At 70.7% G+C, this 23,496-nt stretch carries 23 protein-coding genes and 1 pseudogene; 12 read left to right on the forward strand and 12 right to left on the reverse strand.

Going from position 1 to position 23,496, the window contains the following annotated elements:
- The first annotated feature begins 162 nt into the window (after positions 1–162).
- From AB0F29_RS37765 to AB0F29_RS37775, 3 genes are all read left to right on the forward strand, one after another.
- Positions 163–1,974 (forward strand): bifunctional metallophosphatase/5'-nucleotidase, encoded by a 1,812-nt coding sequence (locus AB0F29_RS37765; protein ID WP_361882372.1) that lies wholly within the window; start codon positions 163–165, stop codon positions 1,972–1,974.
- 117 nt (positions 1,975–2,091) lie between these two features.
- Entirely contained in the window at positions 2,092–2,772 is a 681-nt protein-coding gene (locus AB0F29_RS37770; RefSeq protein ID WP_361882375.1) for a hypothetical protein, read from the forward strand.
- Between the two features lie 40 nt (positions 2,773–2,812).
- Entirely contained in the window at positions 2,813–3,178 is a 366-nt protein-coding gene (locus AB0F29_RS37775; RefSeq protein WP_361882378.1) for a hypothetical protein, read from the forward strand.
- A 57-nt stretch (positions 3,179–3,235) separates the two neighbouring features.
- On the opposite strand, the gene AB0F29_RS37780 is transcribed toward AB0F29_RS37775, so the two are convergent.
- Entirely contained in the window at positions 3,236–4,300 is a 1,065-nt protein-coding gene (locus AB0F29_RS37780) for a hypothetical protein (protein WP_361882381.1), read from the reverse strand.
- A gap of 352 nt (positions 4,301–4,652) precedes the next feature.
- Complete coding sequence (locus AB0F29_RS37785; RefSeq protein ID WP_361882384.1) at positions 4,653–5,087, reverse strand: hypothetical protein; 435 nt, start codon at positions 5,085–5,087, stop codon at positions 4,653–4,655.
- Between the two features lie 299 nt (positions 5,088–5,386).
- On the opposite strand from AB0F29_RS37785, the gene AB0F29_RS37790 reads away from it, so the two are divergent.
- The 3 genes and pseudogenes from AB0F29_RS37790 to AB0F29_RS37800 all read left to right on the forward strand — a co-directional run bounded on the left by AB0F29_RS37790 (position 5,387) and on the right by AB0F29_RS37800 (position 7,757).
- Complete coding sequence (locus AB0F29_RS37790; protein WP_361882387.1) at positions 5,387–7,066, forward strand: ATP-binding cassette domain-containing protein; 1,680 nt, start codon at positions 5,387–5,389, stop codon at positions 7,064–7,066.
- A gap of 79 nt (positions 7,067–7,145) precedes the next feature.
- Positions 7,146–7,262: pseudogene (locus tag AB0F29_RS37795) on the forward strand (TetR/AcrR family transcriptional regulator); the annotation flags it as partial.
- 63 nt (positions 7,263–7,325) lie between these two features.
- Positions 7,326–7,757, forward strand: coding sequence for a TetR family transcriptional regulator C-terminal domain-containing protein (locus AB0F29_RS37800; RefSeq protein ID WP_361882434.1), 432 nt, complete (start codon positions 7,326–7,328; stop codon positions 7,755–7,757).
- A gap of 208 nt (positions 7,758–7,965) precedes the next feature.
- On the opposite strand, the gene AB0F29_RS37805 is transcribed toward AB0F29_RS37800, so the two are convergent.
- Complete coding sequence (locus AB0F29_RS37805) at positions 7,966–8,469, reverse strand: GNAT family N-acetyltransferase (protein ID WP_361882390.1); 504 nt, start codon at positions 8,467–8,469, stop codon at positions 7,966–7,968.
- A 116-nt stretch (positions 8,470–8,585) separates the two neighbouring features.
- A complete protein-coding gene (locus tag AB0F29_RS37810) occupies positions 8,586–9,170 on the reverse strand; it encodes an isochorismatase family protein (protein WP_361882393.1) in 585 nt (194 codons plus the stop codon).
- Positions 9,171–9,406: 236 nt separating this feature from the next.
- Here AB0F29_RS37810 and AB0F29_RS37815 point away from each other — a divergent pair, with 236 nt between their 5' ends.
- Positions 9,407–10,402: a DJ-1/PfpI family protein gene (locus tag AB0F29_RS37815; RefSeq protein WP_361882396.1), complete on the forward strand. Its 996-nt coding sequence runs from the start codon at positions 9,407–9,409 to the stop codon at positions 10,400–10,402.
- Positions 10,403–10,473: 71 nt separating this feature from the next.
- On the opposite strand, the gene AB0F29_RS37820 is transcribed toward AB0F29_RS37815, so the two are convergent.
- Both AB0F29_RS37820 and AB0F29_RS37825 read right to left on the reverse strand, forming a co-directional pair.
- Complete coding sequence (locus AB0F29_RS37820; protein WP_361882399.1) at positions 10,474–11,805, reverse strand: HAMP domain-containing sensor histidine kinase; 1,332 nt, start codon at positions 11,803–11,805, stop codon at positions 10,474–10,476.
- On the reverse strand, positions 11,802–12,467 hold the full coding sequence (locus AB0F29_RS37825) for a response regulator transcription factor (protein WP_018959884.1): 666 nt from the start codon (positions 12,465–12,467) through the stop codon (positions 11,802–11,804). The genes AB0F29_RS37820 and AB0F29_RS37825 overlap by 4 nt, the downstream gene beginning before the upstream one ends.
- 297 nt (positions 12,468–12,764) lie before the next feature.
- Between AB0F29_RS37825 and AB0F29_RS37830 the strand changes: the two genes are divergently transcribed.
- Together AB0F29_RS37830 and AB0F29_RS37835 are read left to right on the forward strand one after the other, a co-directional pair.
- Positions 12,765–14,189 carry an ABC transporter permease gene (locus AB0F29_RS37830; protein ID WP_361882402.1) on the forward strand — a complete coding sequence of 475 codons (1,425 nt, stop codon included), beginning with the start codon at positions 12,765–12,767 and terminating at the stop codon, positions 14,187–14,189.
- Between the two features lie 2 nt (positions 14,190–14,191).
- Positions 14,192–14,914 (forward strand): ABC transporter ATP-binding protein, encoded by a 723-nt coding sequence (locus tag AB0F29_RS37835; protein ID WP_361882405.1) that lies wholly within the window; start codon positions 14,192–14,194, stop codon positions 14,912–14,914.
- Positions 14,915–15,026: 112 nt separating this feature from the next.
- On the opposite strand, the gene AB0F29_RS37840 is transcribed toward AB0F29_RS37835, so the two are convergent.
- The 6 genes from AB0F29_RS37840 to AB0F29_RS37865 all read right to left on the reverse strand — a co-directional run bounded on the left by AB0F29_RS37840 (position 15,027) and on the right by AB0F29_RS37865 (position 21,353).
- Positions 15,027–16,346, reverse strand: coding sequence for an LPXTG cell wall anchor domain-containing protein (locus AB0F29_RS37840; protein WP_361882408.1), 1,320 nt, complete (start codon positions 16,344–16,346; stop codon positions 15,027–15,029).
- 259 nt (positions 16,347–16,605) lie between these two features.
- Entirely contained in the window at positions 16,606–17,694 is a 1,089-nt protein-coding gene (locus AB0F29_RS37845) for a hypothetical protein (RefSeq protein ID WP_361882411.1), read from the reverse strand.
- Positions 17,695–18,173: 479 nt separating this feature from the next.
- Positions 18,174–18,968, reverse strand: coding sequence for a MerR family transcriptional regulator (locus AB0F29_RS37850; protein WP_361882414.1), 795 nt, complete (start codon positions 18,966–18,968; stop codon positions 18,174–18,176).
- A 15-nt stretch (positions 18,969–18,983) separates the two neighbouring features.
- Complete coding sequence (locus AB0F29_RS37855) at positions 18,984–19,745, reverse strand: ABC transporter permease (protein ID WP_361882416.1); 762 nt, start codon at positions 19,743–19,745, stop codon at positions 18,984–18,986.
- Entirely contained in the window at positions 19,742–20,551 is an 810-nt protein-coding gene (locus tag AB0F29_RS37860) for an ATP-binding cassette domain-containing protein (RefSeq protein ID WP_361882419.1), read from the reverse strand. The genes AB0F29_RS37855 and AB0F29_RS37860 overlap by 4 nt, the downstream gene beginning before the upstream one ends.
- A gap of 349 nt (positions 20,552–20,900) precedes the next feature.
- On the reverse strand, positions 20,901–21,353 hold the full coding sequence (locus AB0F29_RS37865; protein WP_361882422.1) for an ATP-binding protein: 453 nt from the start codon (positions 21,351–21,353) through the stop codon (positions 20,901–20,903).
- Positions 21,354–21,603: 250 nt separating this feature from the next.
- Between AB0F29_RS37865 and AB0F29_RS37870 the strand changes: the two genes are divergently transcribed.
- The 3 genes from AB0F29_RS37870 to AB0F29_RS37880 all read left to right on the forward strand — a co-directional run bounded on the left by AB0F29_RS37870 (position 21,604) and on the right by AB0F29_RS37880 (position 23,362).
- On the forward strand, positions 21,604–22,455 hold the full coding sequence (locus tag AB0F29_RS37870; protein WP_361882425.1) for a DUF5753 domain-containing protein: 852 nt from the start codon (positions 21,604–21,606) through the stop codon (positions 22,453–22,455).
- 13 nt (positions 22,456–22,468) lie between these two features.
- Entirely contained in the window at positions 22,469–22,663 is a 195-nt protein-coding gene (locus AB0F29_RS37875) for a DUF397 domain-containing protein (RefSeq protein WP_018959870.1), read from the forward strand.
- 288 nt (positions 22,664–22,951) lie between these two features.
- Positions 22,952–23,362 (forward strand): hypothetical protein, encoded by a 411-nt coding sequence (locus AB0F29_RS37880; protein WP_361882428.1) that lies wholly within the window; start codon positions 22,952–22,954, stop codon positions 23,360–23,362.
- Positions 23,363–23,496 lie beyond the last annotated feature (134 nt).

Genomic DNA, 23,496 nt, shown 5'->3' on the forward strand with positions numbered 1-23,496 from the left:
GGACGTTCCTGACGAGCCATTTGGCCGGATGGCAACCAGTCCGTAACCCCGAACACCTGTTGCGCTACGCGCGTTGACTCTAGGCTGCGGCACGCAGGATCCCAGACGTGACACCAGAGACACGACTGCCACCACCGACAGCACTGACATACAAGGGGACCGATGCCAGCGACTCCGCAGAAGAACCGTGCGACACGGCGGGTGCTCGCCGCCACGGCCGGTCTGGCCACCGTGGGCGCCCTCGTCGCCGCGATGCCGGCCGGCGCCCAGGAGCGGGGCCACGGCCACGGGCACGGCCACCAGCCCCGTACCGTCGACGTGCAGTTGCTGTCGTTCAACGACCTGCACGGCAACCTGGAGCCGCCGGCCGGTTCGGCGGGCAACGTCTCCGAGACGCAGCCCGACGGCACGGTGAAGGCGATCCCGGCCGGTGGCGTCGAGTACCTGGCGACCTCGCTGCGCACCGCGCGCAAGGGCAACCCGTACTCCGTCACGGCGGCCGGCGGCGACATGGTCGGCGCGAGCCCGCTGCTGTCGGGCCTCTTCCATGACGAGCCGACGATCGAGGCGCTGAACGGCCTCGACCTGGACGTCACGGCGGTCGGCAACCACGAGTTCGACGAGGGTGCGGCCGAGCTGGCCCGCCTCCAGAACGGCGGCTGCCACCCGGTCGAGGGCTGCTACGAGAAGGGCAAGAAGTTCGAGGGAGCGGACTTCCCCTACCTCGCGGCCAACGTGACCAAGGAGAAGACCGGCAAGCCGCTTCTGAAGCCGTACACCGTCTGGAAGAAGAACGGCGTCAGGATCGGCTTCATCGGTGTGACGCTGGAGGGCACCCCGGACATCGTCACCGCGAACGGCGTCAAGGGCCTCAAGTTCCACGACGAGGTCGAGACGATCAACAAGTACGCCCGCGAGCTGGACCGCAAGGGCGTCAAGTCCATCGTCGCGCTGATCCACGAGGGCGGGGCCCCGGCCTCCACCTCGTACAACTACGACTGCGACAGCCCCGGCGCGGGCGACGGCATCTCCGGCCCGATCGTCGACATCGCGAAGGGCATCACGCCGAAGGTGGACGCCCTGGTCACGGGCCACACCCACCAGGCGTACGTGTGCACCGTCCCGGACCCCTCGGGCCAGCCGCGCATGGTCACCTCGGCCTCGTCGTTCGGCAAGGTGTACACGGACACCACGCTCACCTACGACCGCCGCACCAAGGACATCGTCCGTACGTCGGTGAAGTCCGCGAACCACGTCGTGACCCGCGACCAGGCCAGGGCCACCGACATGACGCGCCTGATCGACCGCTGGAACAAGCTCGCCGCCCCGATCGCGAGCAAGCCGCAGGGCTGGATCAGCGCCGACATCAACGGCCGCGGCTCCACGGCCCCCGAGAAGCCGCTCGGCAACGTCATCGCCGACGCCCAGCTCGAAGGCCTCGCCCCGGCCGACAAGGGCGGCGCGGAGGTGGCGTTCATGAACCCGGGCGGCATCCGCGCGGACCTGGTGCACAAGGCGTCGGGCGGTGAGGGCGACGGGGTCGTCACCTACGGCGAGGCGTTCACCGTGCAGCCGTTCACCAACATGATGAACGTCGTCGACCTGACCGGCGCCCAGCTGGTCACCGCGCTCCAGCAGCAGGTCAGCGGCTCCAACGCGGCCAGCCCGAAGATCCTCCAGATCTCCGAGGGCCTCACCTACACCCTCGACCTGACGAAGAGCGGCGCGGACCGCGTGGTCGCCGGCACCATCAAGCTGAACGGTGCGGCGATCGACCCGGCCAGGACCTACCGCGTCGCGATGAACGAGTTCCTCGCGGGCGGCGGCGACGGCTTCGCGGCCCTCGGCCAGGGCACGAACAAGCTGGTCGGCGCCTCCGACCTGGACCTGTTCAACGCCTACCTGGCGACCCACTCCACGGCCACCGCCCCGCTGGCCCCGCCGGCGACGGACCGGATCACGGTCATTCAGTAACTCCTGGTGGGTGAAGGGGCGGCAGGCCGGCGGGCCTGCCGCCCCTTCCCTCTTTTCCCTAGGGTGGGGATCCGGTTGCCGTACACACCACGACCCCGTTCCCGAGGAGCCCGCCGGGTGAGCAACGTACTGAGGATGAACAGCGTCCGGCGAAGGCGCCGAAAACTCACGTCCACCACGGTCGCGGACGCGATCGACTTCTCCGAAGGACCGGGACCGGCCCGCGCTGTCGCGTACCCGGAGCGCGAGCTGCCGCCCGGCGGCGTACCCGCCTATCTCGCGGCCCGCAAGAGCGGCGCCCGCTCCTTCGTGCTCTGGGCCGACGAGGACCGCCGGGAGCGGGTGGCCACGGTGGTGACCCGGTCCGCCGCCGGTGGCGTCGCCACCTTCCACGTCCTCGGCGCGCACGGCGAGCACCTCGGCACGATCGTGCGCGAGAAGGCGTTCCGAGGCAGGGGCCTTCGCACGCGCTGGACCGTGGCCCCGGCCGGCGGCCCCGAGGCGGTGGGCTACAAGGGCCGGATCGTGTGGTGGTTCGTGTGGTGGCTGTGTCTGCCTCTGATGGTGGTGGTCGTCATCTTCTCCGTCCTCGACGGCATCCCCGGCAACGAGGGCGGGGCCGCGCGCGCCCCCCGGCGCATCCGATGGCGTGCGGGCGGCAGCATGCCCCTGGAGTTCAGGGCCCGAGGCAGCAAGCTTCATCTGCACGCGCCGGAGACGGACTGGCGGCTCGGGGCGGCGCTGGTCGCCCTGGTGCGCAGCTTCAGCGCCGACATGTGGGACGGCCTGAAGACGTGAGGGTGGTGTTCCGGGTCCGGGCCCAGTAGAACTGGGCTCCATGTCCGACCAGCAGCCTCCCCCGCGCTGGGGCCCGCCGCCCGTTGCGCCGCCCCTTGCGCCGCACGGGGTGTACGCGCCACCGCGGGTCCGTGAGGTGACCGCTTCCTACCGGCGGTGGACGGTCGTTCTCACCTGGGCCTCCGTCGTCGCCGCCGCCCTCACGGCGTTCGCGCTGGTGACGAGCATCGTCTTCCTCGTATGGGCGGACCAGGACACGCGCAACGCCGCCTACGGCTACCTCGCGCTCGTTCTCTGGGTCGGGATCGCCGCGGCGGTCCCGGTCCTGATCGCGGTCACCGTGTCCGCCCGGGACATGAGGCGTCGGGTGCGGCAGCAGAACTGGACGGGGAAAACGCCTTCGTAGGACGCCGCCGGGCGCGCATGCCGGTTCGATGGCCCCTGCTGGTCCAGGTGTTCCCGGTCAGGCGGCGGCCCGTGCGTCCTCGCTTCGGTGTTCGCGGTGCGTGTGGTGGTCGCGGTGTTCGCGGCAGTCGCGGCAGTGGCCGGGGGTGGGGGAGCGGAAGGCGCGGTCGCAGTCGTCGCAGGTCTGGAAGGGCGTGACGGTGATGCGGGGGCGCGCCGGGGAGACCAGGTCGTGGGAGCCGGGCAGTGGCGGTGGCAGCAGGGCGGTCAGCCGGTGTTTGAGAAGTTTGGCGGGATGCCTGAGCGGGTGGGGCAGGTCGGTGGTGAGGATGCGGCGGACGGCGTCGGGGCGGGCCGCCCGTTCGAGCCAGGCCGCGACGCCGGGCACCAGTTGACGGACGTCGGTCTCGGAGAGCGTGAACTGAGGTGCGTGACGGCGTAGATCGCTGAGGAGCGCGGTGGCCGCGCGGCCCAGTTCCGGGGTGAGTTCGTCCGGCTCGGGGAGGGGGGCAGGCGGCGGCTTGGGTGCGGTCGGGGGCGGGACCAGCGGTACGAAAAGGGGGCCGGGGGGCGCTGCGAAGAGGGGCGGCGGTGGTACGGGCGGGGGCTCGGACACCTGCGGTTCGGGCGGCGAGGCGAGGGCCGGGGCGGGAGCGGACGTGGGCACCTGGGCCGGTGCTGGTGCTGGTGCCGGTGTCGGGCGTGGGGCAGGTGCGGCGGGGTGTTGCGGGGCTGCCGGGCGGCGCGGGCGTAACAGCGCTGTCGGCTGGTTGCAGAAGACCGTGCGGGTGATGACCCGCCCGCTGGGCAGTCGGTCGCGGACGCGTTGCAGGTAGCCGAAGGCTTCCAGTTCGCGCAGGGCGGCGGCGATGCGCTTCTCGCCTTCCCGGCAGCGGGCGGCGAGCGCCTTGATGCCGACTTCGATCCCTTGGGGCAGTGACTGGATGCGTACGGCGATGCCGACTGCGGTGCAGCTGAGGTCGGGGTGCTGGGCGAGGTGGTTGCCGACGACGGTGAAGCGGTCGGTGTGCGGGATCGCGATGTGGATCACGCCTCGGGCCGGGAGGGGCCCGGGAATCTCTGCCAGGGCGCGCGTGAGCGCAGTATTCTGCTGGGTATCCATCGGGAAGCTGTTCTCTTCCTTGGTGGTCAGGCCCTCGGTTGGGATTGCAGTCCCGGTCGGGGGCCGACGTATGTCGGGTGGGGTGTTGCTGGCGTGAGCATATGCCGGACAACCCGCCCGAAAGCGAGTTGAGTTGGTAAACCTCACCCGTGTGGGTGACGCGCCCCTGGGATGCGTCAGGTGGTCGCCGGGGGTGGGTGGGGTGGGGTTCTTTCTCTTGTTTCTTTGAGTAGTTGATGTCGCGCTTCACCAGGTCGCGGTGGCGCACGATCCGGTCGGGATACGTGGGCACGCACCGGTTCGCACCGGCGCGCGATCCGGTCGGACGGATCTGTTCCCGATGTGCAGTTCCCTAAAGGGACATGCCGCAGTACAGGCTCCGTCGCGGCCGGGCATCGCGGGCGAGTTCGCTGAGGCGTTCCAGGAAGTCGGCCAGGAGCGCCGGGTCCTCTCCGTCACCGTCCTCCGTGTGGGTCCATGCGGTGGCGGTTTCCAGCAGGCGCTCCGGGGTGGCCGTCGCGAGGGCGTCACGGAGGCTGTCCGTGAGCGAGACGAGCCAGGGCCCTTCGTGCTCGGCGTCGTTGAGCAGTTCGCAGAAGCGGGGGTCAGCTTCCACTTGCTCCTCGGATACTCCTGTCAGATGAGCTTCGACGGTTCCGAGAAGCAGGTAGGGGTCTGCCCCTTTGAGGCCGAGCATGCCGAACGGGTCGTCCGTGCAGCCGTCTTCGAAGAGCGCGAGGGCTTGGCTGTCGTCGGTGGCCGCGTAGTAGTCGTAGATGTTTCCCATGGCTGGATCGTGCCAGCTCGGGGCGGCGTCGGTCAGGGGCCCTGTCGGGTCGGACCAGGTGACGTCGAGGTCGTGAGGGGGCGGGTGGCGCAGCGGCTGTGTCTGCGCAGGGACCGGATCACGGTCATCCGGTAACCCGTCCGTGGAGGAAGAGGCGGCGGGTCTTCGGGCCTGTCGCCCCTCTTCGCGTCTCACCGACGGTGTCGCGGAGAGCGTCGGGGAGTTCGTTCCGTCCGCGATCGCAGTGGCGGACGAAATTACAGGGTCTCGTTTATCACAGTCGTGATAATGTCGCGGCTGTGGGATATATCGATGTCAACTCTGTTTCTTACGGGCTGCCGGACGGCAGGGTGTTGCTGGACGAGATCGCGTTCCGGGTCGGGGAGGGGGCCAAGGTCGCGCTGATCGGGGCCAACGGGTCAGGCAAGACCACGTTGCTGCGGATCATCGCCGGGGACCTCGCGGCGCACAGTGGTGCGGTGAGCCGGGGCGGAAGCCTGGGCGTCATGCGGCAGTTCATCGCCCGTGACGGCGACCGGGTGCGCGACCTGCTGCTGTCGGTGGCGGATCCCCGGATCCGCCGGGCCGCCGCCGTCGTGGACGCGGCGGAAGCGGCCCTGGAGTCGAGCGGGGGCACCAAGGCGCAGTTGGCCTACGCGGCCGCGCTGGCGGACTGGGGCGACGCCGGCGGCTACGAGGCCGAAGTGCTGTGGGACGTGTGCACCACCGAGGCGCTCGGCGTCCCCTTCGACCGGTGCGGGCGGCGCGCGGTGGACTCGCTGTCGGGCGGCGAGCAGAAGCGGCTCGTCCTGGAGGCGCTGCTGCGCGGCCCCGACCAGGTGCTGATGCTCGACGAGCCCGACAACTACCTGGACGTTCCCGGCAAGCGCTGGCTGGAGGACCGTCTCCTGGAGACCCCGAAGACCGTCCTGTACATCAGTCACGACCGCGAGCTGCTGGCGCGCACGGCGCAGAGCGTCATCACGGTCGAGCTCGGCGCGGCGGGGAACACGGCCTGGGTCCACCCGGGCGGTTTCGACAGCTACCACCGGGCGCGGACCGACCGGTTCGAGCGGTTCGACGAGATGCGTACCCGCTGGGACGAGGAGCGCGCCAAGCTGAAGGCGCTCGTGCAGATGTACCGGCAGAAGGCCTCCTACAACTCGGACATGGCCTCGCGTTACCGTTCCGCGCAGACTCGTCTCGACCGGTTCGAGAGCGCGGGTCCGCCGCCCGCCCGCCCGCGCGAGCAGCATCTGGCGATGCGGCTGCGCGGAGGGCGTACGGGAAAGCGGGCCGTGATCTGCGCCGGCCTGGAACTGACCGGGCTGATGAAGCCGTTCGACCTGGAGGTCCGGTTCGGCGACCGGGTCGCCGTGCTCGGTTCCAACGGTTCGGGCAAGTCGCACTTCCTGCGCCTGCTCGCCGCCGGCGGCAGCGCCCCCGAGCCCGAGCACGAGCCGGTGGGCGACCTTCCGGTCGAGCCCGTGTCGCACCAGGGCGTGGCGCGGCTGGGCGCGCGGGTGCGTCCCGGCTGGTTCGCGCAGGTCCACGGGCGGCCCGATCTCGCCGGCCGCACGCTCGTGTCCATCCTGCACCGCGGGGACGAGCGGCGGGAGGGTCTGCCGCGCGAGGAGGCGTCGCGGGTGCTGGCGCGTTACGAGCTGGCGGGTGCGGCGGAGCAGGAGTTCGACTCGCTGTCCGGCGGGCAGCAGGCCCGCTTCCAGATCCTCCTGCTCGAACTCGGCGGTACGACGCTGCTCCTGCTGGACGAACCCACCGACAACCTCGACCTCGTCTCCGCCGAGGCGTTGCAGCACGGGCTCCGCGGCTTCGAGGGCACGGTGCTCGCGGTGACGCACGACCGGTGGTTCGCCCGGGACTTCGACCGGTTCCTGGTCTTCGGCTCCGACGGTACCGTCCGCGAGTCGCCCGATCCGGTGTGGGACGAGAAGCGCGTCGTGCGCCGACGCGGCTGAGCGCTGCCCTCCCCCGACCCGGAACGGGCGAGCACGGCGAGGCCGTTCGGTGTTGTCACGGCTGTGATATTTTGGGGAAATGCCAGCTCGGATCGATCTCGAACAGCGTCGCAAGGATGTTATCGAGGCGGCTTTCCGCCTCTTGGTCGCTGAGGGAATAACCGGTCTTTCGCTGCGGAAGGTAGCCGCCGAGTCGGGGCTGAACATCGGGTCGGTGCGACACTATTTCGACGATCATCGCAATCTTCTCGTCGCGGCCGTGACCGAAGTCGGCGACCGTATGGGGAAGAGGCTCACCCGCTGTGCGACCGACACCCTGGTCGGACTCGACGGCGAGTGTGCCGTGGACGCGTTGCAGGCCCTCGTCGAGGAGTTGCTGCCGCTCGACGACGAACGGCGCGTCGAGTCGATCGTGCTGGTGGAGTTCATCGTCGCGGCACGGGTGAATCCGATCTTCCGCCCCGTGACCGAACGGATGGCCGCCGACATGCGGCAGGTGATCACGCGGGCCCTGGACGTTCTCGACGTGCCCGGGCCGGCCGAGGAGGCGGAGCGGCTCATCGCGCTGCTGGGCGGTCTGATCCTCGACGCGGTGACACCGCACGGGTCACTCGGCACCGAACGTGTGCGCAGGACGCTGCGTGCCCATCTGCGCTCGGTGCTGGTGACCGGACACGGCGGGGCCCGGTGACCCGGTGACCCGGTGATCTGACGTCACGAGGGACTCGGCCTTGGACCGGGCCGTGGCCGTACTGCGGCACCACGGGGCACCACGGGGCGCCACCGGCTGACGCGGAACAGCGGAACAGCGGTACGGCGGTGTCACCGGCAGGCGCGGAACAGCGGTGCCACCGACTGACGCGGTACGGCGGTACGGCGGAGCGTCCGGCCGGCGGGGTTCACCTCGCCGTATCGCTCCAGGTGACGGCGAAATAGGTAACGCGTTCGTCCTCCCCGACCGGGAGCATTCCCGCCGCCGTCATCACGCGCTGGGACGCGACGTTGTCGTGGTCGGCGTCGCCCTTCACCGAGACGACGCCGCCGGCCCGGGCGAACGACAGGAGGGCGCGGAGAGCTTCGGAGGCGTAGCCCTTCCCCTGGGCCGACGGTACGACGCCGTAGCCGATCGTGACGTGGCCGTGTTCGTCCGGGGGGCTGTGGAAGTCCACGCCGCCGATCACCCGGTGGTCGGAGCGGCGGCGGATCGCGTACGGGCCGAACGGCCGGGGATCGTCCGTGGACGAGCAGCGTTCCAGGAAGCGCTTGGCCACGGACACGTCGTCCTCGGTCGGGAATCCGGGCTCCCAGGCCGTGCCGGCGGCCGGCCGGCCCGCCACCATCTGTTCGGCCTCGGCCACGGATATCGGGTGCAGGACGAGCCGCTCGGTCACCAGGTCGGTCATGGCGTCACCAGGTCGGCGGTCATGGCGTCATCAGGTCGGTCATGGCAGGGAGGTGTATCACGCGGTACGGAGGGGGCGCGCGTGGATTTTCCGGCCCGGGGCCGCCCGCTCCCCGGCTACCTCAGGGACTCCTGCGTCGGGACGACCACCCCGTACAGGTCGCCGATGGTGGCCAGCGCGGCGTGGTGCACCTGCTGGGCGTCGAGGTCGGTCCCGGCGACGGGCAGGGACCGGGTCGCGCAGGCGTCGGCGACGACCGTGGGGCGGTTGCCGCGCAGGAACGCGCCCTGGGCCGTGAACGCCACGCACATATGGGTCATCCAGCCCGCGATGATCACGTCCCCGCCCGCCGGGACGTGCTCGCCCAGGTCGGTGCCGTGGAAGGAGTCCGGAGCCTTCTTGACGACGACGGTCTCGCCGTCGGCCGGGGCGACGGCCGGGCAGATCTGCCCGATCTCGGCCTGGATGTCGTACGGAGTTCCCTCGCCGCCGTCGTTGATGACATGGACGACCTTGGTCCCCGCCTCGCGGGCCCGGGCCAGCAGCCGCGCGGCGGCGTCCAGCGCGTCCTGCCAGCCGTCGAGTTCCATCACGCCGCGGGTGTAGGTGTTCTGGTAGTCGACCAGGATCAGCGTGGAGCCGGCGAGCGCGGCCGGGGTCGCGTCGAAGCCGTTGAGTTCGCGCAGGGTGGTTCGGGACATGGGTGTACCGCCTCGGGGTGTCGTACGTCGGGGAGGGATCGGGGAGGGATCGGGGAGGGATGGGCTCGGCCGGTGGGGCTCGGTCGGTGAGCCGCTTCCCCCGCTAGGACCCGGGCAGGGATGTCCGCAATGACGTCTAACATGCAGATACCGACATGCGCTTTTGGGGCAGCTGCCACTCAAGGCGGGCGGGTGGCAGCCGCCACCGGACGTACGGCTGAACAGGGAGATCGGGCATGGACACCGTCGGACGACTCGTCGTCATCGTCCTCTTCGAGGGCGTCGACCTGCTCGACGTCACCGGTCCGCCGGAGGTGTTCTCGCTCGCCCGGCGCGAAGCCGAGGACGCGGACGGCTACGAGGTCGTCCTGGCCGCCGCGTCCATGGACCCCGTCACCACCGGGGCCGGGGTCCGCGTCCTCCCCGATCTCACCTTCGACGAGGTGGCCGGGCGGAGCATCGACACCCTCATCGTCCCCGGCTCGGTGGAGATCGACGGCGAGCGCCGGGTGCGCGCCCTCGTCGACCCCGCGCTGGTGGAGCGGGTGAGGCAACTCGCCGGGCGGAGCCGGCGGACCGCCTCCGTCTGCGTCGGGGCGCATCTGCTGGCCGCCGCCGGGCTGCTCGACGGCAGGCGCGCCACCACCCACTGGTCGACCGCGCCCCAGCTCGCCGCCGCGCACCCGGAGATCGAGGTCGACGCCGACCCGATCTTCATCCGCGAGGGCGACGTCTGGACCGGGGCCGGGATCAGCGCCTGCCTCGACCTGTCCCTCGCCCTCGTCGCCGACGACCTCGGCGAGGCCGTCGCCCTGCGGGTCGCCCGCCAGCTCGTGATGTATCTGAAGCGGCCGAGCGGCCAGAGCCAGTTCAGCGTTCCGCTGGAGCAGATCTCGCCGACCAGGCGCATCGAGGACCTCCGCCACCACATCCTGCGCAACCTCGGCCGCCGGCTCACCGTCGTGGACCTCGCCGCCCACGCGCACGTCAGCGACCGCCACCTCACCCGGATCTTCAGGACCGAGCTGAACACGACCCCGCACGCGTACATCGAGTCCGTCCGGGTCGAGAAGGCGCGCAACGAACTGGAGTCCTCCGACGCCACCCTCGAACGCATCGCGTCCGTCTGCGGGTTCGGCACGGTGGACACCCTGGTACGCGCCTTCCGGCGGAGGCTGAACGCGACGCCGACGGAGTACCGGCGCAGGTTCCGGACCTCCCGCACCGGCTGATGGCCGGGGCGGGAGGTCCGGAACCTGACCCGGGGCCGGGGCCGGGGGCCGGTGGACGGACGAAGCCCGGCTCAGGCGTCCCCGGGGAAGTCCGCCCGCACGGTCAGGCCCCCGCCGGGTCCGGCCGTCGCGGTGATCGTGCCGTGGTGGGCGCGGACCACCGCTTCGGCGATGGCGAGACCCAGACCGTGTCCGGTCCGGTCGCTGCGCACGCGGGGGGCGGCGCGGTGGAACGGCTCGAAGAGACGGTCGGTGTGCTCGGGGTCCAGTACGGGGCCGGAGTTGGAGACCTCCAGGGAGACCGGATGGACCGGACCCGGACCGTCGGGGCCGGTGCGGCCGGTGTGGCCGTTGCGGACGGACACGTGCACCCAGCCGTCCGCGCCCGGGACGTTGTGCGTGAGCGCGTTGTCGATCAGGTTGTGCACCAGCCGGCGCAGCAGGGCGGTGTTTCCCGCGAGCGTCCGGCCGGTCTGCGTACGGGCCCCGGCAGCGGCCTCCGTACCGGCCCGGGAAACGGTCTTCGTACGGGCCCCGGCAGCCGTCTCCGTACCGGCCCGGTTAGCGGTCTCCGTACGGCCCCCGGCAGCGGTCCCGAGGTCGGTCTCCAGGGTGATCCCGGCGGCCCGGGCGCGGGGGGCCAGCTCCTCGCAGACCTCCGCGGTGATCTCCGCCAGGTCGACCGGTTCCGTGTCGGGCCGGGCGTGCTCGGCGCCGGCGAGTTGCAGCAGGCCGTGCACGATCTCGATGCTGCGCTCGTTGACGGCGGCCAGTTTGGGGGCGAGCCGGCTCAGTTCGCGGCCCGACGCGTCCGTCTGCGCGAGTTGCAGCGCGGTACGGGTGGTGGCCAGCGGAGTGAGGAGCTCGTGGGAGGCGTTGGCGGCGAAGCGCTGATGGGCCTCGAAGGAGCGTTCCAGCCGGTCCAGGGTGTCGTCGAAGGTGTCGGCGAGCTGGCGGAGCTCGTCGTTCGGCCCGTCGGCGTGGATCCGGTACGACAGATCGCCCGTGCCCGCGCGGGCCGCCGCCCGGTTGATGGTGTGCAGCGGGGCCAGCAGGCGGCGGGAGAGCAGCCACCCGGCGGCCAGGCCCAGCGCGGCCACCAGCGACGCGCCCGCGACGGACACGGTGAGCACGGTGTCCCACACGTCTTCCTTGGAACGGATCACCTGCGTGTCGGCGTACGAGGGCGGCGGGTCGACGGTGCGGAACGGTGCGGGGAGGCTGTCCGCCGGACCGCCCGGCACGAAGTCGGTGTGGGCGGGCGTGCTGCCCAGGTCGTAGGAGGGCAGGAACCGCGTACCGAGGTAGACCGCGGCCACCATCAGGGCCCCGGAGACCACCAGGACGGCAGCGAAGCCGAGGAAGAGCCGGGTGTGGATGCTGACCCGGAGCTGTGCGGTCACGGCTGCTCCGCCAGGTAGTAGCCGGCGCCGACCGAGGTGTGCAGCAGCGGCGGCGTGCCCAGCTTGCGCCGCAGGGTGTGGATCACCAGACGCACCGCGTTGGTGAACGGGTCGGCCGCCTCGTCCCACGCCTTCTCCAGTAGGTACTCCGCGCCGAGCACCCCGCCCTCCGCCCGCATCAGCAGCTCCAGGACGGCCAGTTCCTTCGGCGTCAGCCGGATCTCCCGGCCCGCCCGCTCGGCCCGCCGCCGGTGGGTGTCCAGCGTGAGGTCCCCGAGGGACAGCGTCGGGGCGTGTGCGGGGGCGGCCCGGCGGTAGAGGGCGCGGAGCCGAGCCACCAGCTCCGGGAAGTCGAAGGGCTTGGGGAGGTAGTCGTCGGCCCCGAGGCCGAGGCCCGCCACCTTGTCGCCGAGGCGGCCCGCGGCGGTCAGCATCAGGATCCGGCAGCCGGGGTGCTCCGCGACCGTACGGCGGCAGACCTCGTCGCCGTGGACGCCCGGCAGGTCCCGGTCGAGGACCACGATGTCGTAGTCGTTGACCGACAGCTTCTCCAGCGCCGCCCCGCCGTCGTGGACGGCGTCGGACGAGATGCCCTCGCGGCGCAGGCCGAGCCCGATGACCTCGGCCATGAACTCCTCGTCCTCGACGATCAGCACACGCATCGCCGGTGTCGCCTCTTCTCGCGTGGGGTGGCCGCCCGCCAGCCAGTAGGGGCGGACGGCACCACTTCTCTGCATACGTGCATACGTGCATACGTGCATGCGTCCCGGAGTGGGCGCGCCCCATGACCAGGGGCGGCCCCATGACTATGGGCGCGCCCCATGACTATCAGAGCCCGCATGTGGACGACGTATGAGAGCCCGCCCGGTCCGGCCCGGCGCCGAACGCCGCCGATAACGCCCGCTTCCTAGCGTGAGCCGTCCGTCCGCCCGTCGTCGACCGCGAAGAGAAAAGATTCCATGAACCTGTTCAAACGGGCCTGGTGGCGGCTGACCGCCACCCCCGGCAAGGCCCTGATGCTGACCGGCCTGTTCTTCGTCATCTGCGCCCTTGTCCTCTCCGGCTTCCTCATCCGGTCGGCGGCCGACCGAGCCGCGACGGAGGCGAAGCGCACGGTGGGCGCGGTGGCCACGCTGTCCCTGGACATCAACGCGCTCATGGCGTCGGGGAAGGCGGAGAACGGCGGCGCGAGCGGCGTCCGGATCGACGATTCCGACCGGCTGCGCAGCGGGCAGGCCGACCGCCTCGGCGCGTCACCGGTCGTCACCGGGTTCAGCTACAAGGTGGAGGCGGCGGGCCAGCCCACGGACCGGCTGAAGCTCTACCGCGCCGTACCGCCGCCGCCCGCCACCGACACGGAGTCCGGCGACTTCTTCAAGGTCGAGGGAGTACGGGACCTCCTCGCGACGCCCGCCTTCCGCAACGGCACCTCGAAGATCGTCGCCGGCAAGGGCATCGGGCCGGAGACCCGGGGAGGCGTCCTCGTCCTGGAGAAACGCCTCGCGGAGGCCAACAAGCTGAAGGTCGGCGACAAGGTCACCGTGCGTCCCTTCCTCGGCGACGGCAGCACGCAGCCACCGAAGGAGTTCACCGTCGGCGGTGTCTACGCTTCCGCCACCGCCTCCAGCAGCCAGTACGTGCCCGCGCTCGCCGACCCGGCCAACCTGGTCTACGCTTCGCCGGACGCGGCCGGTTCGCTGTCGGCCGTCGCGCCGACCGGCGAGGGCCCGGACATCCAGGAGGCCACCTTCACCCTGCGCGGTCCGGACGATCTGCCGAAGCTGCGTGCGGAGGCGAAGGCGCTCGGCCTCGATCCGGAGATCTATCCGCTCGCGGTGAACGACAAGCAGTACCAGCAGCTCGTCGGACCCATCGCCAGGACCGCCGGTTTCGCGACGCTCACGGTGTGGCTGGTCTCGCTGGCCGGCCTGGCGGTCGTGTCGCTGGTCGTGGCCGGTTCGCTGCGCGAGCGCCGCCAGGAGCTCGGCATCCTGCTGGCCATGGGTGAGCGCAAGCCGCGGCTGCTCGGCCAGCACCTGGTGGAGATCGCCGCCTGCGCGCTGATCGCGATCGGCCTCGCCGTGCCCGCCAGCCAGGCGCTGGCCGGCACGGCGGGAAGCGTTCTGCTGGCCGGTGAGGTGTCCGAGGCGGCGAAGGACGCCGACGCCGGGAAACGGAACGACTACGCCAACTCCATGGGCGCGGCACCCGAGGAGGAACAGCCGGCGGCCGAGCCCCTGGACGAGCTGGACGTCCGCCTCACCGCGGGAGACATCGGGCAGGTCGGCGCGGCCGGCCTCGGCATCGCCGCCGCGGCCACCCTCGTACCCGGCTACCGCGTCCTGCGACTGAAGCCCCGCCAGATCCTCACGAAGGGCGACTGACCATGCCGCACCCGACCCTGCCGCACCCCGAACCGACGGACGACGGCCGGAGCCCGGTCCTCCAGCTCGTCGACGTCCGGAAGAGCTACCCCGTCGGCAACCGCGCCCGGGAGCGTACGGTCCTCAAGGGCGTCAGCCAGGACTTCGAACAGGGCCGCATGTACGCGGTCGTCGGCCCCTCCGGGAGCGGCAAGACCACCCTCCTCTCGCTGGCCAGCGGCCTCGACGCGCCAAGCGGGGGCACGGTGCGCTTCCGGGGCCAGGAGCTGGACCGGCTGGGGCTGGACACCTATCGCCGGCGGCACGCGGCCACGGTGTTCCAGTCCTTCAACCTTCTCGGCTACCTGACCGCCGTGCAGAACGTCACCTCGGCCATGGAGATCACCGGTGCGGCCCGGCGTGGCCGCAAGGACCGCGCGAACGAGCTCCTCGGCCTTCTCGGCATCGAGGAGGAGGACCGCCACCGCAGGATCCGGCAGCTCTCCGGCGGACAGCAGCAGCGGGTGGCGATCGCCCGCGCGCTGGCCTGCGAGGTGGACGTCCTCTTCGCCGACGAACCCACCGGGAGCCTCGACCAGGACACCGCGGCCGGCATCGTCGAGGTGCTGCGCAAGCTGGCCCACGACGACGGCAAGTGCGTCGTCGTGGTGACCCACTCCGCGAAGGTGGCCGACGCGGCGGATGAGGTGCTGCAACTCAAGCGGGGCAAGTTGTCGCGGAGTTGAGCGCGACGATGCCCTGAGACGACGGGAGAGGGCGGAGACCCGTACAGGTCTCCGCCCTCTCCGCTTCACCGCCTCAGCGCTTTGAAGTGCCTCAGCGACTTCCGCTTCGCCGTCAGGCGTCGGAACCGGCCTTCCGGCGACGGACGACGAACACCGCCGCCGCGCCGAGCACCACGGCCGCACCGCCCGCGAGAGCGATCGAGGTGGTGGCGGAGGACGAACCGGTGGCGGCGAGGCTGCCGTCCGTGCCCGTCTTCGCCGGGGTGCCCGACGCCGAGCCCTGCGGCTGGTGGCCGGAGCCCTTGCCGCCGGGCTTCGTGGTGCCGGCGGGCTTGGGCTTGGCGTCCTCGGTCTTGCCGGGCTTGCTGCCCGCGGCCTTCACGTCGAACTCGTACATGTCCGCGCCGGGCGTCCCGCCGCAGGAGCCGTCCTTGTTGTAGAAGTCGGCCGCGATGAAGGCGACACCGTTGCCGGCCGGGGTGGCCTTGTCGAGGGTGAGGCGCATCTTCAGGTCGGTCCGGGCGCCGGGCTTCAGCGCGCCGACGGCGTCGATGTAGTCGTCCTTGACGTTCTTCCACTTCGGGGACGACTCGGAGGACCACTGGAGGCGGAAGAACTTGCCCGTGTCCTTGAGACCGCTCTTGTCGGTCGCGTGGACTCCGACGTACGTGATGATCTCGTCCATGTTCCGGTCGGAGCCGTTGGTCACCCGGAGCGAGAAGGCGGTGGTCGTCCCGGCGACGAGCTTGGTCGGCAGGCCGGTCACCTTGGCGGTGAGGTCGTTCTCGGGCTCGCAGTCCTCGCCCTCCTCCTCCGCCTCCTTCTTGGCCTGGGCCAGCGCCGCGTCGGCGGCGATCTTCGCGGCGAGCGCGTCTTCGAGGGCCTTGTCGGCCACGCCGGCGGCGCGGAACGCCTCGATCCGGGCCTCGGTGACCGCCTCGCGGGCGTCGGCGGCCTTTGTGTCGGCGGCGGTCTTGGCGGTGGCAGCCGTCGCCGCGGTCGCCTCGGCCTCGGAGAGAGCGGTCGCCGCGGCGGTCTTCTGCTCCTCGGTGGCGTCGGCCGGCAGCTCGGTGATGGCCGTCTTCGCTTCGGTCACCGCCTTGTCGGCGGCGTCCTTCGCGTCGGCGGCGAGCTTCGCGGCCTCCTTGGCGGCGTTGGCGGCGGCCACGAGGGGGTGGCTGTCCTCGGACAGTTCCTGAAGGGCCCTGCGCACCGTGATCTGGGCCTCGTCGCGAGCCTTGACAGCCTCTTCGTACGCCTTCTGCGCCTCGGCGGCGGCCGCCTCCAGTTCCTTGATGGTCGGCTTGCTCTGCTTGTTCTGCGTCTGCGTCACCGGCTTGGTGTCGGCGAACGCGGGGGTGACGGAGAGCAGGACGACGGGGGCGGTCACGGCGGCGGCGACGGCGGTGGCGAGAGCGCGGCGAATCTTCACATGATCCCTTGGGTCGGGTCCGAACGGCGGAAAACGTTGTGGGGCGGCTGCCACGGCGGAAGGATCACGCGGGCGACCTGTGCCGATCGTATGGGGATCCTGTGAGGGGGCCGGGGAATTATTCCCGGACTCGGGGGCGGGGCGGCGTCCCCCGGAGCGGACAGACATCACCAAAGCGTGCAGTTGCTCTCGGATTCCGTCTTTTCGCTGTGACGAAAGCCATGCGGCCGTGCCGTCCGTGCTGGTGCGCTCCGCCCGCTCAGGCGGCGGCAGTTCGCGTGTCGTCGCTCCGGTGCGTGCGGTGTTCGCGGCAGTCGCGGCAGTGGCCGGGGGTGGGGGAGCGGAAGGCGCGGTCGCAGTCGTCGCAGGTCTGGAAAGGCGTGATGGTGATGCGGGGGCGGATGGGGACGGTGAGGTCGCGGACGCCGGGGAGCGGCGGGGGCAGGAGGGCGGTGAGCCGGTGCTTGAGGAGCAGCGCGGGACGCCTGAGGGGGTGGGGCAGGTCGGTGGTGAGGGTGCGGCGGATGGCATCGGGGTGGACGGCCCGTTCGAGCCAGGCCGCGACGCCGGGGCCCAGCTGACGGATGTCGGTCTCGGAGAGCGTGAACTCCGGTGCGTGACGGCGTAGGTCGCTGAGGAGCGCGGTGGCGGCGCGGTCGAGTTCCGGGGTCGGTTCGTCGGGCTGGGGGAGAGGCGGGGGTGGGGGCTTGGGCACGGTCGGGGGCGGGACCAGCGGTACGAAGAGTGGGGGCGGCGGGGACGGGGGCGGGGGCGTTGCGAGGGAGGGCGGCGGCGGTACGGGCGGGGTCTCGGGCATGTCCGGCTCGGGCGAGGGCCCCGGTGCCGGGGCGGGCGAGGGCGAGGGCGCCGGTGCCGGTGCGCACGTGGGCGCTTCGGTCGGTGCCGATGCCGGTGGCGGTGCCTGGGGTGTGGCTGTTACGGCGGGTCGTAGGGGGCTCGCCGTCGGACGGGGGCGTAACAGCGCAGCAGGCTGGTTGCAGAAGACCGTGCGGGTGATGACCCGGCCGCTGGGGAGCCGTTCCCGGACGCGTTGCAGGTAGCCGAGGGCTTCCAGTTCGCGCAGGGCGGTCGCGATGCGCTTCTCGCCTTCCCGGCAGTGGGCGGCGAGCGCCTTGATGCTCACCTCCACGCCCTGGGGCAGTGACTGGATGCGTACGGCGATGCCGATCGCGGTGCAGCTGAGGTCGGGGTGCTGGGCGAGGTGGTTGCCGACGACGGTGAAGCGGTCGGTGTGCGGGATCGCGATGTGGATCACGCCTCGGGCCGGGAGGGGCCCGGGAATCTCTGCCAGGGCGCGCGTGAGCGCAGTATTCTGCTGGGTATCCATCGGGAAGCCCTAACTTCCTTGGTGGTCAGGCCCTCGGTTGGGATTGCACTCCCGGTCGGGGGCCGACGTATGTCTGATGTGGTCTGGCGTGAGCATATGCCGGACAACGGGTCCGAAAGCGAGCCGAGTTGGCAAACCTCACCCGTGTGGGTGACGAGCCCCTGGGACGCGTCAGGTGGTCGCCGGAGTGGGTGGGGTGGGGTTCTTTCTCTTGTTTCTTTAAGTAGTTGATGTCGCGCTCCACCAGGTCGCGGTGGCGAACGATCCGGTCGGGGTTCGACCGGCACGCACCGGGTCGCCGCAGCGCACGACCCGGTCGGGGCAGCCCCTCGCAAGCGTGCTGACCGGCGGGATCAATCGCTCGGTGCAGCATCCCCAGCCTGCTCGGCAGGGGTGTCGTTGCTCAGGTCGTTGTGAGTGCGGGCGTGCGGCCACCCCTGGATAGCGTTATTCCAGGAACCCGAGCTGCCTTCACGCCTTCACGATGGCGGCAGCTCAGTGTTGAGTCTGTCGGCAGGCACTCGCTCGATGCGTGTCCAGCCCCTCCAGCCCCGCTCCTCCAGGATCGCCAACAGCCGCGCGGCGTGCGGTGAGGACTCGGCCGTCGTGGAGTCCAGCAGGTCGACGAACTGGTCGTCGATGCCGTCGTCGGCACCCACCTCGCCGGCCTCCACAGCACGAATCATCAAGCGCTCCATGATGTCGGCGACCTCGACGATCCGCGGATCGTCGGCCGGCCAGTCGTGTGCCCCGCTGAGCAGGCTGTAGAGCTTCACCGTATCGGGGTCGTCCAGCTCCTGGTGCTTCTTGGCGATCACGGACTCGATCGAGTGCGGCACCTGGGCGGCGATCATGATCCAGGCGTCCCGCTCCATCTCGATGTACCGCTCCTCGACGCCGAGACCGCGCAGCCGGTCGAGGTAGTCCACGACGCTCTGCGGGAGCGCCAGGTGCTCTCCGGCGGCAAGCCGGGAGAGTCGGCTGCGAGTGTTCTGGAGCCGCCGGATCTCGGCGCACAGATCCTTGTCGATCTCCTGGACGCCGCCGGCGAACTCCTCCGGGCCGGCGGCGAGGAGTTCCTGGACCCGGGCCAGCGGCACGCCGGCGTCCGCGAGGGTGCGAATCCGGATCAGTCGCACGACCGCGACAGCATCGTAGGTCCGGTATCCGGACCGGTCCCGCTCGGCCTCCGGCAGCAACCCGATCCGGTGGTAGTGGCGTACCGCCCGCACCGTCACCCCGGCGTACGCCGCGAGCTGGCTGATGGTGATCATGGACCTCAGCCTGCCTCAGGCGATCTTCCGGCGATAGGCGGCCATCGCGAAGACGTACGCCACGACGAGGATGCCGACACACCACGGGAGGGCGGTCCAGATGTCGTCGCCGACCGGCTGCTGGGCGAACAGGTCGCGAAGGGTGTTGACGATCGACGTCACCGGCTGATGCTCGGCGAACCAGCGCACCGGGCCGGGCATCGTCTTCGTGGGCACGAACGCCGAACTGACGAACGGCAGGAAAATGAGCGGGTAGGCGAACGCGCCGGCGCCCTCGACCGACGACGCGGAGAGCCCGGGGATCACGGCGAGCCAGGTCAGCGCCAGGGTGAACAGGAGCAGGATGCCGGCGACCGCGAGCCACGCCGACACTCCTGCCCCTGAGCGGAAGCCCATGAGCACCGCGACGCCCGCTACGAGCACGAGAGCGATCAGGTTGGCGACCAGAGAGGTGACGACGTGGGCCCACAGCACACCCGACCGCGCGATCGGCATGGACTGGAAGCGTTCGAAGATCCCGCTCTTCACATCGGTGAACAGCCGGAACGCGGTGTAGGAGACGCCCGATGCGATAGTCATGAGCAGGATGCCGGGCAGCATGTAGTTCACATACGAGACCGACCCGGTATCAATGGCGCCACCGAACACGTAGACGAACACCAGCATCATGGCGACCGGCGTGATGGCGGTCGTGATGATGGTGTCCATGCTGCGCGTGACATGGCGCAGGGTCCGCCCCGTGAGGGCGACCGTGTCGCTGAAGAAGTACGCGGTCATCCTCGCCCCCCAGGTGTCCTGCCGGTGACGTCGCTCTTGTCGCCGCTGCCGATGACTGCGAGGAATATCTCCTCAAGAGTCGGCTGCTTCTCGACGTACTCGACCTTGGCGGGCGGGAAGAGCCGTTTGAGCTCGGCGAGGGTGCCGTCCACGATGATCCGACCCTGGTGGAGGATGCCGATCCTGTCGGCCAGCTGCTCGGCCTCGACCAGGTACTGAGTGGTGAGCAGCACCGTCGTTCCGTGTCCGGCAAGCTCCTTGACCGCATCCCAGACCTCGATGCGCGCCTCGGGGTCAAGACCGGACGTCGGCTCGTCCAGGAAGATCACCGGCGAGTTCCCGATGAGACTCATCGCGATGTCCAGCCGACGCCGCATCCCACCCGAATACGTGGACACGCGCCGCGAGCCCGCCTCGCTCAGCGAGAACCGCCTCAGCAGGTCATCCGCGATTGCTCCGGGGTCCTCGACGTGGCGCAGCCTGGCGACGAGAGCGAGGTTCTCCCGCCCGCTGAGGATCTCGTCGACGGCCGCGAACTGCCCGGTGAGACTGATGGACTCCCGCACGTCCGCCGGTTGCGTGGCAACGTCGAAGCCATGGACGCTCGCCGCCCCTGCGTCGGCTTTCAGGAGCGTGGCGAGAATCCTCACGGTCGTTGTCTTGCCCGCCCCGTTGGAACCAAGCAGGGCGAAGATGCTGCCCGGCGCCACGTCGAAGTCCACACCGCGCAGCACTTCGAGCTTCCCGTACGACTTCTTGAGACCTTGCACGCCAATCGCCGGTCCGGCGATCGATGGGACTGTCATGGTCGTCTTCCTCCCTCGTGGAGCTGTTCGAAGCGACTGCTCGGAGGCTCCTCCCCGAGGGTGGGGGGTTGACCCAGCGTCAAGGTCAAGCCCGTACTGACCACGGCACCCAAAGCGCCTGTGCTTCACCCCGGCCTACGCGTGCCGGGCCAACCCGATCGAAGCCCGCATCGGATCGTGGTCGGTGCTCCCTCGGATGTGTACCGCGCCGTCTTCGTCGCACCGCCGGTTGGGCGCGTGTATCCCATCGGCGGCGTTTCCCTCGCGGTGGGCCCCGGCGCGAGGGCGATCCCGGCGGCGAGCACGCCGAGAACGACGGCCGCCACCGCGAAGCCCCACGGAGTGACGTTCACCGGGTCGGCGCCGGTTGCCCGAGCGTGAACCAGACGGCCTTGCGCCCGGGGTGTCGGCGATCGCCGCCGCGCGTCCCCCAGGCCAGCGCCAGGCTCTCCACCAGGACGAGCCCCCGCCCGCCCTCCGCCTCCGGGCCTGCCCCCGGTGCGCCGAGCGCGCCGGTGAGCGGGCTGCCCTCATCCGTGACGGTGACGGTGACCCGCTTCCGGTTGACGGCCGCGTGGACCCGGATCAGCGGCGTACCGGTGTGGCGGTGGGCGTTGGTGACCAGCTCGGTCACGCAGATCCGGGCGTCGTCGACCAGCCCGAGGTGCCGGCTGACCTCCAGCAGTGAGGTGACGAAGTCCCGCGCGAGGCGCGGTGCGCTCGCGGTGTTCGGCAGGGTGAGCCGGTAGATCTCGCCGCCGAGAGGGTTCGGAAGTACGGGAGTTGGGGTTGTGGGGGTCATGTCGGTCTCCCAGTGCGGTCCGGTTCGGTGAACGGGTGCGCTGTGCACGGCCCGTGGCGATGGCCGCATCGCCGCACGTGTCAACGCGCGTCGAGACGGCTGCACTTCGGGTGGGCCCGTGGTGAAGCGCGGCATGGGGATGACCATAGCGGCAAGTCTCACTTGTGCTACGGCTTTGGAAAATTAAGGGACCGAATGGATTACCGTGGGCGTGCCAGTCAGACTGGGAGCCGACCAGAGGAGATCGTCGATGCCACCGAGGAAGGCGCCCACGGCGCGGCAGTGTCGCGTGGGTGCGGAGCTGCGCAAGATGCGGCAGCACGCGGGCCTGGCCCTGGCCGAGGCCGCCGCCCTGCTCAGCACGGATCGCACCGCCATCAGCAACACGGAGTCCGGGCGCTTCGGTGTGAGCGGCGAACGGGTGCGTGCCTGGGCCGGTGGCTATGCGTGTCCTGACGAGGCCTACGTGGATGCGCTCGCCGCGATGGCCGATGAGCGGGGGCGGGGCTGGTGGGAGGAGTATCGCTCCGACCTGACCAGCGGAACGCTCGACCTGGCGGAGCTTGAGCACCATGCCGTCGGCATTCGGGCGGTGCTGATTATGTACATGCCGGGACTGCTCCAGAACGAGGACTATGCGCGCGCCGTCTTCGCGCAGGCGGTGCCGGAGCTGCCACCGGCCCGCAGGCGACGGCTGCTCTCCCACCGGCTCAAGCGCCGAGATGTTCTCGACCGGGAGAATCCGCCGGCCTGCACGTTCCTCATTCACGAGGCGGCGCTACGGATGACGTACGGCGACTCGGGCGTCGCGCGTGGTCAGTTGGGGCACCTGCTGCGCGAATCGGAGCGGGACAACGTGACCATCCGGGTCGTTCCCTTCGCCGCCGGCGGTTTTCCGGAGACGGGAAGCTCGACGCATTATGTCTACGGTCCTGTTCCGCAGCTGGATACCGTGCAGACGGACACGGCAACCGGGCCCGCGTTCCTGGACGCCGAGACGCGTCTGAGGAACTATCGGGCGGCGATGGATCGGGTCGAGGAGCTGTCCCTCGACCCGCGGAAGTCGAGAGACTTCATTCGTGAGGTCGCGCAACAAGTGTGAAGGCGTGAGGTACGTGGATATTCAGTGGCGCAAGTCTTCGAAGTCGTCGGGGGCCGAGGGCAACAACTGCCTGGAGCTCGCCGAGCACGGCGGCGAGATCCTGCTGCGTGAGAGCGACAACCCGGACGTGATCGTCCGTACGACGCGCACCAAGCTTCGGGCGTTCCTGGGCGGTGCGAAGGAGGGTGAGTTCGACGACCTGGCCTGAGCGGCCCTGATCCGGTAGTGAGCGGTCCCCATCGGCGCAGACGGGGGCCGCTTTCTCGTTCGTATCACTTGTTTATCTAGCCAGAATCACCCGTTAGACGTCAAACACTTGATACGCATGCGCATCACGCGCTAGCTTCCAGATGTGCCGTCCCGTCACGTGACGGCCAACTCCCCTTCTGTCTGCGCCTGTTAGGGGAGTAGCGAACCAGTGCGCCCCCTCTCCGCAGCTCGTCACGCCGGCCGTGGGCGGGGGGCGTTCCTGGTGTCACGTCAGGAGGCCTTTGTCATGTGCGACCCCGACCCCGACCCGACGCGGCCCGAAGGCTCCGCCCTTCACGCCTACTGGTGCGAGCGCTCCACGTACCCCTTGTTACGCGGCAGCGCCCCCGACACCTTCGTCCGGTACTCCGTGCCCACCGCGACCGAGGCGATCCGGCTGTTCCAGGCGGAGGCGCGGGCTCTCGTGGCGAATCTGGCTCCCGACGCGCGTCGCGAGGCCCGGGAGCGGATCGACGAGGGTGGCCGCGTGCGCGCGATCGCCGCCCTGCATCGAGGGCGGACCTGCGGGTTCTCGCTCGGGCACGGGGACCGGTGGACCGAGTGGACCGTACGCCCGTACCTCGCGTTCTCCGTGGCGGCCCGGCACCTGCTGCCCGTCCTGCCTCCGGGATGCTGCCTGTGCGGGGCGTCACGCTAGGGCGGCCCGGATGGCGAACGGATTCGGCCCGGTGGGTGGTGTGCGCACACCACCCCACCGGGCGGCAGCGGTCGGGCGGGGGGCCGCCCCCGGTGGGCGGGGGCGGGGCCCCGGGGTGGGGCGGTGTGGGCGGC

The sequence above is a fragment of the Streptomyces sp. NPDC026589 genome, from assembly GCF_040638385.1.
GTDB lineage: Bacteria > Actinomycetota > Actinomycetes > Streptomycetales > Streptomycetaceae > Streptomyces.